The following is a 15,145-nucleotide window of genomic DNA, read 5'->3' on the forward strand; positions in this document are numbered from 1 at the left end:
TCCCGCTCGCACGGACCTTCGGCCCGCGCATTGGTCGCAACGCTAGATATAAACAGTGCTGCTGCGAACCCGGCTGCTATTCTGATCCTGCTGCCGTTCTGCCGGCCTTGGCGATTGCTCATGATCCTGCCTGTTATGCCGTGTGCCGTTCTGCGAATCGCCGGATGACCGGCCCGAAGAACCACCATCCGCCTGCGATCCGCCCGACGACGGCAGCGAAGAGCGATGATCGGACGGCATCTGTTGTTGCTGCTGCTGCTGCTGACCGTTGTTCAGATTTGAGTCGGGGGTGCGGGTATGGTCGATCGCTGCGATATCGAACGAGTACCCAGCCGACTGCATGGCGTCGGTGAGCGCACCGCGCTCCTGTCGCAGCATCTGCGTGGTCTCGTAGCGATCCGCAGTGAGATGAATCTCCACGGAATCGCCGGCAAGCCGCATCTTCACGGTGACAGAACCGAGATTGGGCGGATCGAGTTCGAGCGTCATCATGCGCACCGGCCGGCTATCCGCGGTCTTGTTCGTTTCGAGCCCCGGCGCGTCGGCCGCGCGAGCCCCTTCAGGTGATGCGACGGTCGCCAGATCAGTCGCCATTCGATCGACGATCTTCTGCAGCGTCGTGACCTGTTGCACGGGCTCGAAATGCGTCTCTTGCTCACGGACGACCGCCTTCGCGACCGGAAGCGGCTTGGTATCCGTCGTCTCGACCGCCAACGTAAACCGTTGCGTGGCAGCCGCATCGGCGTCAGGCACGTCGGCCGTTGCGGCCTGAATGAGCTTCGCGGGATCGCGCGGAGCATCATCTGTCTTCACGTCCGGTACCGAGATGCGAGACACCGCCTTGTCATCGCTGGGCAAAGGTGAGTGTGCATGATCGAGTTTGGCCATTACCGCGCTGAGCGCGGGATCCGGTCCGCGCCAGGGTGCAGATTTTGTCGCGCTCTCCTCGCCCCTCGTGGCCTTTGAATCGTCGTCATCGGCTTGATCGTCGCTGACGTTTGGCTTTTGCGCGACTTCACCCGTCAATTCCGCAAGAACAGATGCCGCGTCGAGTATCGGCTTTGCGTCGACGATTTTCGCGTCATCAGCTGTCTTGGCAACATGCGGCGTGACTGTTTTGGTCTCCTTTGAGACCAGGCGGAGCTGCTCGCGAAAATGATCGGCCTTCTCCTTGCCGTCCTTGGCATGGGCACCGCCGTTCAATCCGCCTTTCGTCCCAGCCTTTCCGGCCGCTGTCTGGCGAAGCGCTGCCATCAGGAGATCAGCATTGTTCATCGGACCTTCTCCTTTAATTGCTCCTGCGACGCATCGAGCAGCTTTTGCGCCCGATCGACGGCAGCGAGAGAGCGGCTGAAATCAATGCGCGGCCGCATAGCCGTCTTCGCTTCGCTGCTTCCGTCGCTCTTGGCTTTTGCCTCCGGCAGCGCCTTTCGAACATTCAGCCCAATGGCAAGCGCAGCGGTTTGCAGTTCGACATCACGTTCGGATAGTTTTGCCTTGTCGATCTGCTCAAGCTCGGCGATTGCCGTACTGTGTGCAGATGTGGCAACGCGTGCCGCGGCACGATACAGGCGCGCGCGTACGCGCTCGGCACTGTCGTCATCGGACAATGCGAATACGCGGTCGGCGGCAAGCACCGTCATTTCAGTCTTGCCGCGAACCAATGCCGTTCTTGCAATCAGAAGATAGAGTGCCCGCTGGCTCGCCCGATCGAGATGATCGAGCACGGCGACAAGACGCGGGAAACGATCGGGACGCTGCACGAAGCTGAAGCGTGCAACAGAGAGCGCAAAGCGCTGGCGGAAATTTCCCGCATAGATAGAATGCCGATATCGGCGAAAATAGCGCACCGCGAGGGCTTCGAACTTGTCGAAGTCGTCGTCCTGTCCGACGATGAAAATCTCGCGACGCAGTGCCGCTTCCTCGACCAGCGTGCCCGGCATCATCAACCGCACCTCGTCGAGCAATGCGATCGCGACCTTCAGGTCGTCCTGCGCAACCAGTGCCGATTGCACCAGCGCAATCTCCGCACCGAGTGCCGCAGGCAGGCTGCGTGGCTTGATATTGGCGAGCTTCGATTTCGCTTCGTCCGTGCGCCCTTCGACATAGGCGATGGCGCCATCGACAATGGTCTCGTCAATATTCAGCACGTTGCGAGAGCGGAGGCTCGCGACCACTTGCGGCGACCCGCCACTCAAGAGGAAGGTGACAGCTGCGCGCGAATTGCGCGGCTCCTTCCAGACGGCCGCATCGGCTTTCAGGAAGTTCTCACCCAGGCGTTTCAGCAGGGCGGGTTGGGAATTGTGGGCGTCGAGATCGCCGCGCGCGATCTGATCTTGCAGCATCTGTAATGAACGAACCATCTGATACGGCTCGCGCATCTGGTCGTCGGCCGACTGCGCATGTGCGCTGCCAAGACAGACTAGAAGCGTTGCTGCGATGATCCTGGCGCTGGTCATAACACGGAGGCACGGATCAGAAGCTCGATGCGCCGGTTCTGCGCGGCGAGCGGATCATTCTGAATTTTCGGCCGGCGGTCCGCATAGCCCTCGATGCGCTCGACCCGCCCGGCGTCGAGGCCGCCGCGCACCAGCATGTGATACGCCATATGCGCACGCGCCGTCGAAAGCCGCCAATTGTCATATTCCGACGTCCGATAGACGCGGCTATCGGTGTGACCGCGCACGATGACCTGGCCGCGGTTCTGCGCGATCATCGGCGTGATCTTGTCGAGCGCACGAACGAGACCGGGCGTGGGTTCGGCCGAGCCGTTGGCAAACATTCCGTAATTCACGTCGTCCGTCAGATTGATCAGGAGTCCCTCGGGAGTCTCCCTCACTTCGGCAACCGGACGCGCCGGTCCAATGGTGGCCAATGCCGCCGAGATCGCGGCCTGGAGCTTGGCGGCGTCCATCGGCTGGGCCTTTTCGGCCTGGGCGGGCGCCTTGTCAGGCTGCGCTTGGGATTTGTCGGCCGGTGCTGCGGTCTTGTCAGCCTGCGCCGGTTGCGGGCGACCCGCTGCCGGATTGGACTTGTCGCCATCGTCGGCAAACAACCCGGCGGGCTTCGGTGCCTCCTGCTTGTCGGATTTCGCGGGAGTTGAATTCGATCCGGACATTTCCTGACCCGGGGTGCCGGTGGCATCAGGCTTGGCATCGAGCGGGCGCGGCTCCTGACCCTCGCTCGCCGCGGCAGCAACATCTTCGCCGAATGGTAGGCTGCCCGCGTCCTTGCGTCCCGACAGCTTCTTCTCGAGCGACGAGATCGACGCCATCGGCCAGTTGATCGGGTCGAACGGATCTCGATAGGCCTCTCCGCCCTTCAGCCCTTCCTTGCGATTTGGGTCGAGCGCCGCGCTGGTCTGCCCCGGACGCGGTGGACCGCCGGCAATCTCCGACAGCACCGCATAAGGATCGCGAAACAACGTCGCCTCGCCATAGCGTGGCTGCGGGGGCTGCGGACGCGTGAGCGAATCCGTCGGCTGACCTGGTTCCGGATGCGGCCACTTGCTCTCGCCTTCCACGGCCTTGCCGGGGTCAACCCGCCGGGCGTCGTTGATGCCCTTGCGATCCGGCGTCGAGTCCGTCAGCTTGATCGGGTTAAAGTAGGTAGCCACGCTTTCGCGCGTTTCCTGATTGGTGGCATTGATCAGCCACATCACCAGGAAGAATGCCATCATCGCCGTCATGAAGTCGGCGTAAGCGATTTTCCAGACACTGTTCTTCGTCTCGCCGCTCTCAAGCGAACTGCGGCGGCGAATGATCACTATTTCTGGCGGAAGCGGATCGGCCATCTCAGCTTTGGACCGCCATTTTCAAGCGCTCGGTCCATATCTTGAGCTGAGTCTCAAGCACGATCTGGTCGACGACAATCGACGCTTCTGTTTCGGGGCCGGCACGCAACTCCGATGCAATGGCGCGGACGCCGAGCTTGCTGCGGATCAATTCGAGCAAGTCCGATGGACCGGTAATGCGCAGAACCGGGCGGCGGCTATCGGTCGTGATCGACGACAAATGCTCGATGAACGCAGTGACTGCCTGTTTCTGTACGGCGTTACTGATGAGCGGCTCGAGAAGCCGCGCGGCTACGCCAGCGATTCTTCCCTGCAACTGGTCGCCCATTTCGGTGATATCGCCGGCGAGCTTGGCCGCTGTCTCGTTGAGCAATTGCTGCCGTTCTTCGGCGGCCTGCACCGCAAGTGCCTGCTTCTCCTGCTCCAGGCGCTGCTCGAATTCGGCGAGTGCACTTGCGTAACCTTCGGCGCGACCGCGCTCGTAGCCATCATCCTCCTGCACGAGAGGCGGCTTTGGCTGCATCTGCGGCTGCGGTTGAAACGACGGTTGCTGCTTTGTCTTCTGCAGAAGCGGCTGATGCTGCGGCTGCACGCTGGAGTGATGCAGATGGTCGAACGGAACGACGCGGCTGCGTGTTTTTGGCGGCTCCGGTCGATCGAAATCGGCGATCAGACGTGCGACTTGCTCTGCGCTCATACCGCTTCCTCTTGCCTGATCCATTGTTTCAGAATCGCTGCCGCCTGCTTCTCATCAAGCTGGATAATCTGTTCCAACCGCTTCTGCGGCGTATTCTGCATACTGCTCGAGACGTCCTGAATGAGGTTGGGCGGAGCCTCGCCTCCTGACAGAGCCGCGGTCGCCATCGTGCTGCCGCCACTGAGGAGTGCATTCGTCTCCGCCTGGAACTGCGTTGTCTCGTCCGTTTTCGCGCTGGCCAGGATCGTATTGATCGCCGGGCGCAGACCGAACCAGATCAGCATGCCGGCCACGGCTAGAATGGTGATGGCACTCACGAGACTGCCCGCTTGGCGCATCATCACCTCTGTGAAGGTGATCGACGGCACCGGCGCGAGATCGCGCGCACCTTCCATGAATTCGACCGCCGAAACCTGAATCTGGTCGCCGCGCGGGCGATCGATGCCAGCTGCGGTCGCAGCAATCTGCGAGATCTCCGCGACTTTGGCTTCGATCGCAGCATCGCTCACCTTGTCGCCAAGGCTCGCAATGAGGCGCGGCCGGTTGACCAGAACGGCGAGAAACATCTTGTTCACCACAAAACCATCACTCGTAGTCGTCACCGTCTTCGACGACACTTCGTAATTGGTGATGTCTTCGCGGCGCTGCTTCTCGTCATTCTGATTCTTGGCGCCGGTCGCATTGACCTGCTGATCTGGCAGGTTCTGCTGAACGGTTGTCGGTTGCTGCCGATCGAGGCTCTGCGACGTTTCCTTCTCTCGCACAGCGCGTACGGAGCGCTGCACCCGCGAATCCGGATCGTAGACCGTCTCATTGGTCTGTTTCTTGTCGGTCGACAGCTGGGTCGCAACGCTGACCTCGAAGTTATCGAGCCCCAGATAGGGTGTCAGTGCCCGGCTCACATTCTCCTGGATCGAGCGGCTGACAACCTTCTGCAAATTGGCCATCGTAGTCGGCGTTGCCCCGACGCTGCCGCTGCCGTCGTCGTCCGAAAGCAGCGAACCGTCACTGTCGAGCACGGTGACCTTATCCGCGGTCATTCCCGGCACAGCCGCGGCTACGAGATGACGCACCGAACGTGCCGTGCGTGCATCCGCCGGACCATCGGTTCGCAATACGACCGAAGCCGATGGCGGCGACTGCTCACGCCGGAATGAGCCACGCGCAGGCATCACGATATGGACGCGGGCTGCCTTGACACCTTTGAGAACCTGGATCGTCCGCGCAATCTCGCCCTCGAGCGCACGCACGCGCGTGATTTCCTGCATGAACGACGTCAGGCCGAGCGAGCCAATCTTGTCGAACAGCTCATAACCGCCGCCGGTGGTGCTGGGCAGGCCCTTGTCGGCCAGCAGCGTACGCGCCTGCGCGGTCTGTCCGGGACGAACGTAGACGGTATCGCCCGCCGTATTCAGATCGAAAGCGATATTCGCGTCGCGCAGCACCGAGCTGACACGCGTCACGTCCTCGCGGCTAAGACCCGAATAGAGAACATTGTATTCCGGTCGGCTTATGTAGTACGCGCCGCCGCCAACGCCGCCAAACACAGCGAGGCCAACCACCGCGAGCAGAATGAGACGCTTCGTACCCAGCTCAAGCAGATTGTTCCAGAGCTTCTGTGCGTGCTCGCGATTGACCATAAATACCCCTGCCCACTTCCGAATCGATCATCGATTGTGAAGCTTGTCCGAGGGTTACGGAGAGCTGGAAAGCGAAATGGCCGCGACCTATGACGGTCGCGGCCATTCCCATTCACGATTCGAGAGCGATTAGCCGCGGAACAGCGACAGGATGCTCTGGCTGCCGGCGTTGGCAATCGACAGCGCCTGGATGCCCAGCTGCTGCTGCGTCTGCAAGGCCTGGAGGCGAGTCGATTCGGCGTTCATGTCGGCGTCGACGAGCTGGCCGATACCGCGATCGAGCGAGTCAGTCAGGGTCTTCACGAAGTCCTGCTGCAGACCGATGCGGTTCTTGATGGCGCCGAGATTGGTGGCGGCATCGGTGATCTTGCTCAGCGCTTTGTCTGTACCAGAGATGTAAGTCTCGAGCGCAGTCAGATCGGAGGCGCTATCGGTGAACTTCGAAATGTCCAGATTAGCGACGCTGAAGGTAGTCCAGCCACCATTCTTGTAGACGTCGTAGGTCTGGTCGAGAACGCCCTTTTGGGACGCCACGTTAGCCGTAGCCGCTGGCTGCGCCGTGACGGTACCGCCGGTCGCGCCGCCATTGGTGTTGGTGGTGGCGATCGCGGTCGTGCTGCCGTTCTTGATCTCGAGCGTCTTGCCATCGGCATTGACACCAACAGTAAGGCCTTGGATGCCCAAGCCGTTAAGTGCCTTGGCGACGTCCTGAATCGTGGAAGTCTGCGACACGTTGATCGTGGTCGTCGTGGCAGTTCCACCAGCAGGCGTGACGGCGAAAGCGATCGTGCCAGTGGTCGTCGGCGGAACGGCCGCCGCGTCACCAACGGTGGCCGGATCGAAAACGAGGGTCGTCGTCGTGGCGGCAGCGTGAGCCGTGATGTAGGCCGCGTCCAGCGTTGTATCGTAGAGCTTGATGGCGTCGAGGTCGATGGTGAGCGTGTCCACCGAAACGACACCGCCGGCGCGGGAGAAGGACGACACGACCGACTTGGTTGAGTTGTAGGTGGGGTCCTGCGAGTCGACCGAGATCCAGTTTTCACCGTTGAACACGGCCGAGTCGGCGGTGTTCTTCAGCTGCTTCTGCAGTTCGGTGATTTCGCTCTGGATCTTGGCGCGGTCAACACCCGGGGTACGGGCAGCAACCAGTTTTTCCTTGATCGACGAGACGACGTCGACCGTGCCTTCGAGGCCGGTATACATCGTGTCGATGGTCGCAGCGCCGAGACCGAGAGCGTCCTGCACGGCGCCCAGAGCCTGAACGTCCGAACGCATCGTGGTAGCGATCGACCAGTAAGCGGCGTTGTCCGACGCGGTCGCCACGCGATAGCCGGTCGAGATGCGGTTCATCGTGGTGGAGAGGTTGGCATCGACCGAGCGCAGAGTCTGCAGCGCGGTCATGGCCTGGGAGTTGGTCATCAAGCTAGACATCGTATGTCCCTTTAATTTGATTGATTTGCTGGGGACATACCGGACTTTCACCGGTACGAGAGGGCGGCATCATGCCTTTGGAATGTCGATATCTGATCGACCCAACCTGTCGTGAATTGCAAGCTAGCCGCCAAACCTTACCCAAAGCTGAAGGGAGCGGCCGCTCGTATAGTTAACAGCGATCATTTGATTCGTCACTTACCTCGTAATGAATCAAATGATCTAGAGAAACGACTTCACAAGACCAACTGCGAGCAAATTCCAGCCGTCGATCAATACGAAGAATAGTACCTTGAACGGTAGCGCGAATACCGTGGGCGGCATCATCATCATGCCCATCGACATCGTTAGTGTTGCAACGATCATGTCGATCACCAGAAATGGCATGACGACAAGAAATCCGATCTCGAATGCGCGGCGAAGCTCCGACACCATGAAAGCCGGAATGATGATTCGCAGATCGATCCGCTGACCTTCGAGTTTGATCTTCATACTTTCGGCAGCAAGGTTCTCGAAGGTTTGCAGATCCTTTTCACGTACGTGCTGCAGCATGAAATCCCGAAACGGATCTGTGACACGCGAATAGGCTTCCTGCTCTGTGATCTCATTCTTCATCAGGGGTTGAAGGCCGTTCTGCCACGCGCGATCGAAGGTCGGTGCCATCACATAGAATGTGAGGAACAGCGCAAGGCTGATCATCACGATATTGGCCGGCGTGGTTTGCAGGCCAAGCCCTGTGCGCAGGAATGAGAGTGCGACGACGAAGCGCGTGAAGCTCGTCACCATGATGAGCAGGCCCGGCGCCAGTGACAGCACCGTCAGCAGCGCGACCATCTGGATGATTCGGCCGCTCGCACTACCCTCGCCCTGCGGAAGCAAGGTCGACAGATCCGGAACCTGCGCCACTGCAGCCGTCGGCAGAAGCACCAGGAGCAGGATCGGAATGATACGCTTCATTGCACCACCAGCGTCTCGATAATCAACTCACGAACCCTGCCGCTCGAACGCGTAAGCGCGCGCTCATTCAGGTCTTCGCGCAGATATTGCAGGCCGCGGGCGCCCTCGATCTGCGCGGGTGTGAGCGTGCGTAGATAGGCTGCAACATCCTCGCCGATGCGGGCGACAACGATACTCGCCTCCTCCTCGGTCAATTTATCGGTCACGATCGATGCCTCCATGCGAATCCAGGCATTTGGTGGCGCCGCCAGATTGGTCACGACGGGCGTGATCTTGCGCAGACGATCATTGGCATTGAAGGCCGACGAGATCGGTTTTTCAGGCGCCTCCTTCTGGTTCTCGCTGATACGCTGGAACGTCGACATCAACTGAAGGCTTGCAAGGGCTCCTGCCCCAACCGACAGCGCGGTGACGAGCAGCAGGGCGCCAAGCCACTGCATGATCCCGGGGCGCTGGCCTTCATTCGCTGTGTTATCGGCCATGATCGATTCCCATCAGAACGGCGCGACCTGGTCGTAGACCTGTTGACCCCAGTTCGGCTGCTGCACTTCCATGGACCGGCCGCGCCCGCCATACGAAATGCGGGCTTCGGCGATCTTCTCATAGGCGATGGTGTTGTTGCGGCTGATGTCGATCGGGCGCACGATGCCGCCGACATTGACGATGCGCATTTCGTAATTGACGCGCATCTCCTGCGAGCCGCTAACCAGGAGATTTCCGTTCGGCAACACATCGACAACGACTGCGGCCACCGAGAAGCGCACTTCTTCATTGCGGTCGATCTTGCCAGCGCCCTTGTTCGATGATTGGGATTTGACGTTGGTGTCGAAATTTCCGGCCGATAGCCATTTGGCAATATTGGCCGAATAGTCGGACTCCACCTTGATCTGCGAGTCCCGCGACCGATCCGTCTTGTTGTCGAGAATCGCCTTGTCGTTCATCAGAATATTCACGGTCAGAAGATCGCCGACCCGCGTTGCCCGCGAATCACGATAGAGGTCCTTGCGGTCATTCCAGATCGAGTGAGGGCCCGCGCTACGATACGCGCGCCGCTCGATCGGAATTGCGCGCGCATCAACCTGCATACCGTTGCCGATCGGCGACATGTAGGGCGCCTGGCCAACCTCGGCGAGATTACTGGCGCAACCGGTCAGGCACGACAGTGCGACCGGAATCAGAATCACTCTCAACCACATCATTTCTTGGCTTTCCCGTCGTCGGTGCGACGCATCCCGGCAAGCGTGTCAGCGAGATGTGCGCCACGTGCCGGTTCCATTTCATTGAGGATCGCGCTGGCAACGCGAACGCGCAGCTTGGCGAGAACAGCAGCTGCCGTGTCATCAGCCATGCTGGCAATCTGCTGCGCCGCAGCTTCCGGATTCATGCGCGAGTAGATTTCGACGACGTTATCTTCCGCCTTTTTGAGGAATTCTTCGCGCAACTTCAGCCATTCCTCATATTCGGCACGCTTGGCCTCAAGTTCGGCAATGCGCAGCTTCAGCTTGGATTCCGTCGCTTCCAGCTCTTTCTGCTGCCACGCCACCCGGGCATCGAGTGCCTGGTCTGCGATATTGCTGCAAAAGCGCGCGACGTCGGATTCCTGGGAGTTCGCGGCTGCGCTATCCTTTTTGTCAATTGCGCCCGTGATCAGCGCCGAATCGGCTGGCGGACGCACCACCGGGTCCTGCTTGTTGGCAGCCGGGCGTGGGCGCGCGACTTGCGGTGTCTTTGCAAATTCACCGAGGTTCAGCGGCTTTGAGAGCTTCTGCTCGGGTTCGGCCGATGCCTGTGTGGACAGCACCATACCGACCAGCATGAGAAACTTGATCGATCGATTTGCGACGCGCGCCATTCGTGTTCTCGTGATTCAGCTGAGCGAGCGTTGCACGCTTTGGCTTGCGTGACGCTGACCCGCGCCTTACTGGATGACGAGTTCCGCCTGAAGCGCACCGGCCGCCTTGATCGCCTGCAAGATCGCGATGATCCCCTGCGGCTTCAGCCCGATCTGATTGAGACCACGCACCAGACGCTGCAAATCGGCGCCGCGCAGAATCGCGATTTTGGCGCCTGGCTCGTTCGCTTCGATGAAGGTCTGCGGCACCACCACGGTCTCGCCACGACGGGCAAACGGCGACGGTTGCGACACGATCGGCGCTTCGGTGATTCGCACCGACAGATTTCCGTGGGTGACCGCTACCGTCGAAATCTGTACATTCCGGCCGATGACCACCGTTCCCGTGCGTTCGTCGACCACCACTCGCGCCGGCGAATCCGGCTCGACCAGCAGCTCCTCGATTTCGGCGATAAACCGCACCGGCGCGGTCGAGCGTGGGCGCGACAGCACGATGGTGCGATAATCGCGCTCGAAGGCCACGACCTTCTGGTAACGGCCGCTGCTATGTGCGTTGATCGCGTCCATGATACGCGTTGCGGTGACGAAATCCGGATTCTTTAGCTCAAGAATGAGCGATTCCATCTCGCTGAAGCGGCCCTTAACCTCTCGTTCGATCAGCGCACCATTTGGGATGCGGCCAGCCGTGGCCACACCCTGGCTGAGCGTTTGTGCGGCGCCTTCGACGTTGTAGCCGCCAACGGCGATAGCGCCTTGCGCGACGGCATAGGTTTCACCATCAGCGCCGCGCAATTGTGTCATCACCAGCGTTCCGCCAAGCAAGGATGACGCGTCGCCCAGCGACGAGATCGCGACGTCGATTCGCGAACCACCTGCGACGAACGGCGGCAGGTCGGCCGTCACAACGACGGCGGCCACGTTGCGCGTGCGCAACGAGGTGCCACGGATATTGATGCCCATATTGTCGAGCATCGATTGCAACGATTGTTCGGTGAACGGCGCGTTGCGCAACGTGTCACCGGTGCCCTTGAGGCCGATCACAAGGCCATAGCCGAGGATTTGGTTTTCCCGCACGCCCTTGAGATTGGCGATGTCCTTCACACGCACAGCGGCATCTGCCGCCGAGATCGAAAGCGAAAGCAGGAGACCACAAAGGAGACGCAGCATCATCCGTTCTGAATCCGTACTGATCCGTCCTGCTGGACGATGCCCCGGATAGTGACGCCGGTATCGAGGTTGCGAAGCTGCACCATCATGCCGGCACTGCCGGACTGCAGGGATGTTGCATAGGTGACGATAATGAGTCCATCATCCTCGACGAGCACCTTCACCACAGCGCCGCGGGTGACGGCCTTCAGATCTTCGAGACCGTTGATCGGAATCAGGTGCCCCGCCAACAGTGTACGACGCGCAATGCGGCCAACGAGGGACGCACGGTCGTTGATGAAGGCACTTGCGCCCTGAATATTGGGCGCAAAATTGCGATCCATGATCATCTCATCCCGGATGACGTCACCGGGATAGATCGCCGTGGCCGGCACGGGATAGCGGACGGCATCTTCCGCAGCATTTGCGACGCCCGTGATGCCGGCCGCGAGCACGAGGCTCACGACCCAGCGGGTAATGATGGTAACTGCGCGCATCAGGCCGAGATCCCGTTCTGTGGATTACCGCATGCCCTTCGAGATGGTTGATGCCATCTCGTCAGCCGCCTGAATGACTTTTGAGTTCATTTCATAGGAACGCTGCGCCGAGATCAGCTCGGTGATTTCCTTCACCGGATCGACGTTCGAGCTCTCGAGATAGTGTTGATGCAGCTTGCCGTAGCCAATGTCGCCCGCGAAACCGACAACTGGCACGCCGGATGAGACCGTCTCGCGATAGAGATTTCCGCCGAGTGGGTCCAGACCGGCTTCATTGGAGAAGTTCGCAAGCGAGAGTTGCCCGAGCTGAACAGGCGCAACGGTCCCGTCGACCTTCGCAAAGACCTGGCCGGACTCGTTCACAGTGACATCCACAGCGTTCTGCGGGACAATGATCGCAGGCGTCACCAGATAGCCATCAGGCGTCACCAGCTGGCGGTTTTCATTCAGGTTGAATGCACCGGCACGTGTGTAGAGTGTCTCTCCATTGGGGCCAGCAATCTGGAACCAGCCGCGGCCATTGATGGCCATGTCATATGTGTTGCCAGTCTGCGCCATTGCGCCCTGCAGATGCAGCTTGCGCACGGCAGCCGAACGGACGCCTAGACCGAGCTTCGCGCCTTCGGGCACCGCACCCTCACCGCTTCGGTTGGGCACGCCCTGTGCGCGGTCGATCTGATAGAACAGATCGGTGAACTCCGCGCGGGAGCGCTTGTACGAGGTCGTATTGATATTCGCGATATTGTTCGCGATCACTTCGACATTAAGCTGCTGCGCGCCCATACCGGTGGCAGCAATGGCCAGAGCTCTCATGATTAAACCTCAAATCGCCATTCGGCTGACTTCTTGATACGCCTGAACGACCTTGTCGCGGACGGCGACAGCCATCTGCAATGACCGTTCGGCAGACATGACCGCCTCGACCACCTTCTGTGCCGAGAGCTTGCCGTGGATGGACTGGATTGACGCGGCTTCGCCGGCCTTGATCGAACCGATGGCATCGGCTGCGACCTGTTCGAGGACGTTGTTGAAACCGACGGTGGCCGCACCGGGCTGCACCGCGGGTGTCGCGGAATTGATGACTTCGCTGGTTTTGGCGAGCTCACCAGCACTGCTGATGACTGAGGATACCGCTTCAAGCATGGTTAGCTCCTCAAGAGATCGATGGTCATCGACACCATGGATCTCACTTGTTTGATGACCTGTAGGTTGGCCTCGAAGGACCGGTTGGTTTCCCGCATGTCGCCCATTTCAATCAACGAGTTCACATTGGGCAACTTTACATAACCCGTTGGATCGGCAGCCGGGTGGCCTGGCTCATAGTCCACGCGGAACGGCGCCTGATCGGTTCCGACATCCTTCACCTTGACCATGCGCACACCAGCGGCACGGTCCATCTCGGCTGTGAAGGTCGTGGTCTTGCGGCGATACGGATCCGAGCCTGGCGTGCGCCCGGTTGAATTGGCGTTAGCAAGGTTCTCCGACACGACACGCAAGCGGGTCGACTGCGCTTCGAGGCCGGAACTTGCGATCTGAACAGATGCTTGCAACGGATCAATCATCGTCATTTCCCTCAGGTCTTCATGCTTGTCATGAACATGCGATGAAACGATTTGACGATCGCCGTATTCAGCGAATAATCGCGATTGATATCGCCAGCCTTCAGCATTTCCTGTTCAAGGCTGACAGAGTTGCCGGAGTGAACGGTCTCCCAGCTCTTTTCCTTGCGCATGCCCTGGGCCTCAACCGAAGAGCCGGTCGTGATGTGCGCCGGCGACGTCACCGTCACAGGCACGACTTTCGAATCGAGAATCTTGTTGAACGGTTCAATGTCCTGCGCGCGATAGCCCGGCGTGTTCGCATTGGCGACATTCGCCGAGATTGCGGACTGCCGCAGCGACAGCCATCGCTCATGCGATGAGGCAACATCGAAGAGATAGACGGGTCCCACTTATCCCCCAGGCAAACATGATTCCTTCATCATGGTTTACAAATGGAAACTTGTCCGAGGCTGGAGATGCGCATCACGACATGCGCGGAACGCTTACGCATTCGTCTTCTGCTTTCGCGAATGCAGGAAGTAGATGATTTCTGCGACAGGGCGGAAGAACTCCGACGGAATCATCTTGTCGATGTATGCGACATCGTACATCGAGCGCGCCAGCATCTTGTCTTCCACCACCGGAACACCATTCTTCTCGGCTATTTCCCTGATCTTCAGCGCGATCAGGTCCTGCCCCTTTGCAAGCACCGTCGGCGCAGCGTCTTCGCCCTGCTTGTACTTCAGCGCAATCGCGTAATGCGTGGGATTCGCGATCACCAGCGTGGCGCGCGGAACGGCCGCCAGCATCGACTTGCGAGCGCGATCGCGTGCCAACGAACGCAACCGCGATTTGACGATCGGATCGCCTTCGGCCTGCTTGAACTCGTCCTTGATCTCCTGCTTCGTCATGCGCAGTTCGCGGCGCCAATGGAAGCGTGCCCAGACGAGATCGAGCGACACCAGGACAATGGTCGCAATGCTGATGGCGGAGACAAGCCGCATTGCGGTAGTCAGCACCAATTCCGGAACGGCCGCCGGATCGCTAAACAATGCATTCACGGCCACGGCCTCCTCAGCCCGCAGGACGATCATCACGACCAGACTGATAGCGACGAACTTGAAAACCGACTTTCCGAATTCCACACGTCCCTGCGCACCGAAGATTCTGCCCCAACCTTTCGCTATTGAGATGCGCGAGGCTTCCGGCTGGATGCGATCGAACACAATTCGCGGTGCGTTCTGCAGGAAAGATGACGCCAGCCCGGCCAGCATCAGGACGATAACAATCGGAATAACCAGTCCCGCCGCACTCATACCGACCGCCGAGAGCAACTCGATAGCATCCGTTCCATTACGGATGCGGATGCCCGACGGATCGTCGATCAATCGGGCTAAAGTGAATGTCAGCTTTCTCACGTTGTCGGTGGTCAGAAAGCTTTGAATAATTAATAGCGCGAGCATCGAGGCGAAAATCGGCGCTTCGCGCGAGACCGGGATTTGGCCCTTCTCGACGGAATCACGAACCTTCTTCTCTGTCGCCTCTTCGGTTTTACTGTCCTTATCGGGTTCGTCAGACACAATGCTCTATC

17 protein-coding genes are annotated in these 15,145 nt (G+C 59.7%); all 17 read right to left on the minus strand.

Annotation, left to right across the window (positions count from 1 at the left end):
- Positions 1–42 precede the first annotated feature (42 nt).
- The 17 genes from fliK to flhB all read right to left on the minus strand — a co-directional run bounded on the left by fliK (position 43) and on the right by flhB (position 15,134).
- Entirely contained in the window at positions 43–1,275 is a 1,233-nt protein-coding gene (fliK, locus tag AB7783_RS21895; RefSeq protein ID WP_441278800.1) for a flagellar hook-length control protein FliK, read from the minus strand.
- On the minus strand, positions 1,272–2,459 hold the full coding sequence (locus tag AB7783_RS21900) for a chemotaxis protein (RefSeq protein ID WP_441278801.1): 1,188 nt from the start codon (positions 2,457–2,459) through the stop codon (positions 1,272–1,274). Before AB7783_RS21900 ends, fliK begins: the two co-directional genes overlap by 4 nt.
- On the minus strand, positions 2,456–3,793 hold the full coding sequence (locus AB7783_RS21905) for a MotB family protein (RefSeq protein WP_441278802.1): 1,338 nt from the start codon (positions 3,791–3,793) through the stop codon (positions 2,456–2,458). The genes AB7783_RS21900 and AB7783_RS21905 overlap by 4 nt, the downstream gene beginning before the upstream one ends.
- 1 nt (position 3,794) lies before the next feature.
- Complete coding sequence (locus tag AB7783_RS21910) at positions 3,795–4,490, minus strand: hypothetical protein (protein WP_441278803.1); 696 nt, start codon at positions 4,488–4,490, stop codon at positions 3,795–3,797.
- Complete coding sequence (gene fliF / locus AB7783_RS21915; protein WP_093757669.1) at positions 4,487–6,130, minus strand: flagellar basal-body MS-ring/collar protein FliF; 1,644 nt, start codon at positions 6,128–6,130, stop codon at positions 4,487–4,489. The genes AB7783_RS21910 and fliF overlap by 4 nt, the downstream gene beginning before the upstream one ends.
- 129 nt (positions 6,131–6,259) lie before the next feature.
- The gene (locus AB7783_RS21920; protein WP_439083848.1) at positions 6,260–7,561 is read right to left on the minus strand and encodes a flagellin N-terminal helical domain-containing protein; all 1,302 of its coding nucleotides are present in this window, start codon (positions 7,559–7,561) and stop codon (positions 6,260–6,262) included.
- Positions 7,562–7,783: 222 nt separating this feature from the next.
- Positions 7,784–8,518 (minus strand): flagellar type III secretion system pore protein FliP, encoded by a 735-nt coding sequence (gene fliP / locus AB7783_RS21925; RefSeq protein WP_068729883.1) that lies wholly within the window; start codon positions 8,516–8,518, stop codon positions 7,784–7,786.
- Positions 8,515–9,000 carry a flagellar basal body-associated FliL family protein gene (locus tag AB7783_RS21930; RefSeq protein ID WP_441278804.1) on the minus strand — a complete coding sequence of 162 codons (486 nt, stop codon included), beginning with the start codon at positions 8,998–9,000 and terminating at the stop codon, positions 8,515–8,517. The genes fliP and AB7783_RS21930 overlap by 4 nt, the downstream gene beginning before the upstream one ends.
- Positions 9,001–9,012: 12 nt before the next feature.
- Positions 9,013–9,708, minus strand: a complete 696-nt coding sequence (gene flgH / locus AB7783_RS21935; RefSeq protein WP_089263698.1) for a flagellar basal body L-ring protein FlgH — start codon at positions 9,706–9,708, stop codon at positions 9,013–9,015.
- Between the two features lie 5 nt (positions 9,709–9,713).
- Positions 9,714–10,370 carry a MotE family protein gene (locus tag AB7783_RS21940; RefSeq protein ID WP_244558224.1) on the minus strand — a complete coding sequence of 219 codons (657 nt, stop codon included), beginning with the start codon at positions 10,368–10,370 and terminating at the stop codon, positions 9,714–9,716.
- A 66-nt stretch (positions 10,371–10,436) separates the two neighbouring features.
- Positions 10,437–11,537, minus strand: a complete 1,101-nt coding sequence (flgI, locus tag AB7783_RS21945) for a flagellar basal body P-ring protein FlgI (protein WP_176454519.1) — start codon at positions 11,535–11,537, stop codon at positions 10,437–10,439.
- The gene (gene flgA, locus AB7783_RS21950; protein ID WP_093757673.1) at positions 11,537–12,013 is read right to left on the minus strand and encodes a flagellar basal body P-ring formation chaperone FlgA; all 477 of its coding nucleotides are present in this window, start codon (positions 12,011–12,013) and stop codon (positions 11,537–11,539) included. Before flgA ends, flgI begins: the two co-directional genes overlap by 1 nt.
- Before the next feature lie 24 nt (positions 12,014–12,037).
- Positions 12,038–12,826, minus strand: a complete 789-nt coding sequence (gene flgG, locus AB7783_RS21955) for a flagellar basal-body rod protein FlgG (RefSeq protein ID WP_089263432.1) — start codon at positions 12,824–12,826, stop codon at positions 12,038–12,040.
- A 9-nt stretch (positions 12,827–12,835) separates the two neighbouring features.
- On the minus strand, positions 12,836–13,156 hold the full coding sequence (locus AB7783_RS21960; protein ID WP_068729891.1) for a flagellar hook-basal body complex protein FliE: 321 nt from the start codon (positions 13,154–13,156) through the stop codon (positions 12,836–12,838).
- A 2-nt stretch (positions 13,157–13,158) separates the two neighbouring features.
- Positions 13,159–13,575, minus strand: coding sequence for a flagellar basal body rod protein FlgC (flgC, locus tag AB7783_RS21965; protein ID WP_089263697.1), 417 nt, complete (start codon positions 13,573–13,575; stop codon positions 13,159–13,161).
- An 11-nt stretch (positions 13,576–13,586) separates the two neighbouring features.
- The gene (gene flgB / locus AB7783_RS21970) at positions 13,587–13,964 is read right to left on the minus strand and encodes a flagellar basal body rod protein FlgB (protein ID WP_089263431.1); all 378 of its coding nucleotides are present in this window, start codon (positions 13,962–13,964) and stop codon (positions 13,587–13,589) included.
- Positions 13,965–14,057: 93 nt separating this feature from the next.
- Positions 14,058–15,134, minus strand: coding sequence for a flagellar biosynthesis protein FlhB (gene flhB / locus AB7783_RS21975; RefSeq protein ID WP_089263430.1), 1,077 nt, complete (start codon positions 15,132–15,134; stop codon positions 14,058–14,060).
- Between the last annotated feature and the right edge of the window lie 11 nt (positions 15,135–15,145).

The organism is Tardiphaga sp. 172_B4_N1_3 (assembly GCF_052076035.1).
GTDB classification, from domain to species: Bacteria; Pseudomonadota; Alphaproteobacteria; order Rhizobiales; family Xanthobacteraceae; genus Tardiphaga; species Tardiphaga robiniae.

Bases quoted from the DNA above. Each gene is read 5' to 3' on its own strand.
- fliK (WP_441278800.1), bottom strand. From the start codon at position 1,275: ATGAACAATGCTGATCTCCTGATGGCAGCGCTTCGCCAGACAGCGGCC.
- AB7783_RS21900 (WP_441278801.1), bottom strand. From the start codon at position 2,459: ATGACCAGCGCCAGGATCATCGCAGCAACGCTTCTAGTCTGTCTTGGC.
- AB7783_RS21905 (WP_441278802.1), bottom strand. From the start codon at position 3,793: ATGGCCGATCCGCTTCCGCCAGAAATAGTGATCATTCGCCGCCGCAGT.
- AB7783_RS21910 (WP_441278803.1), bottom strand. From the start codon at position 4,490: ATGAGCGCAGAGCAAGTCGCACGTCTGATCGCCGATTTCGATCGACCG.
- fliF (WP_093757669.1), bottom strand. From the start codon at position 6,130: ATGGTCAATCGCGAGCACGCACAGAAGCTCTGGAACAATCTGCTTGAG.
- AB7783_RS21920 (WP_439083848.1), bottom strand. From the start codon at position 7,561: ATGTCTAGCTTGATGACCAACTCCCAGGCCATGACCGCGCTGCAGACT.
- fliP (WP_068729883.1), bottom strand. From the start codon at position 8,518: ATGAAGCGTATCATTCCGATCCTGCTCCTGGTGCTTCTGCCGACGGCT.
- AB7783_RS21930 (WP_441278804.1), bottom strand. From the start codon at position 9,000: ATGGCCGATAACACAGCGAATGAAGGCCAGCGCCCCGGGATCATGCAG.
- AB7783_RS21940 (WP_244558224.1), bottom strand. From the start codon at position 10,370: ATGGCGCGCGTCGCAAATCGATCGATCAAGTTTCTCATGCTGGTCGGT.
- flgI (WP_176454519.1), bottom strand. From the start codon at position 11,537: ATGCTGCGTCTCCTTTGTGGTCTCCTGCTTTCGCTTTCGATCTCGGCG.
- flgA (WP_093757673.1), bottom strand. From the start codon at position 12,013: ATGCGCGCAGTTACCATCATTACCCGCTGGGTCGTGAGCCTCGTGCTC.
- flgG (WP_089263432.1), bottom strand. From the start codon at position 12,826: ATGAGAGCTCTGGCCATTGCTGCCACCGGTATGGGCGCGCAGCAGCTT.
- AB7783_RS21960 (WP_068729891.1), bottom strand. From the start codon at position 13,156: ATGCTTGAAGCGGTATCCTCAGTCATCAGCAGTGCTGGTGAGCTCGCC.
- flgC (WP_089263697.1), bottom strand. From the start codon at position 13,575: ATGATTGATCCGTTGCAAGCATCTGTTCAGATCGCAAGTTCCGGCCTC.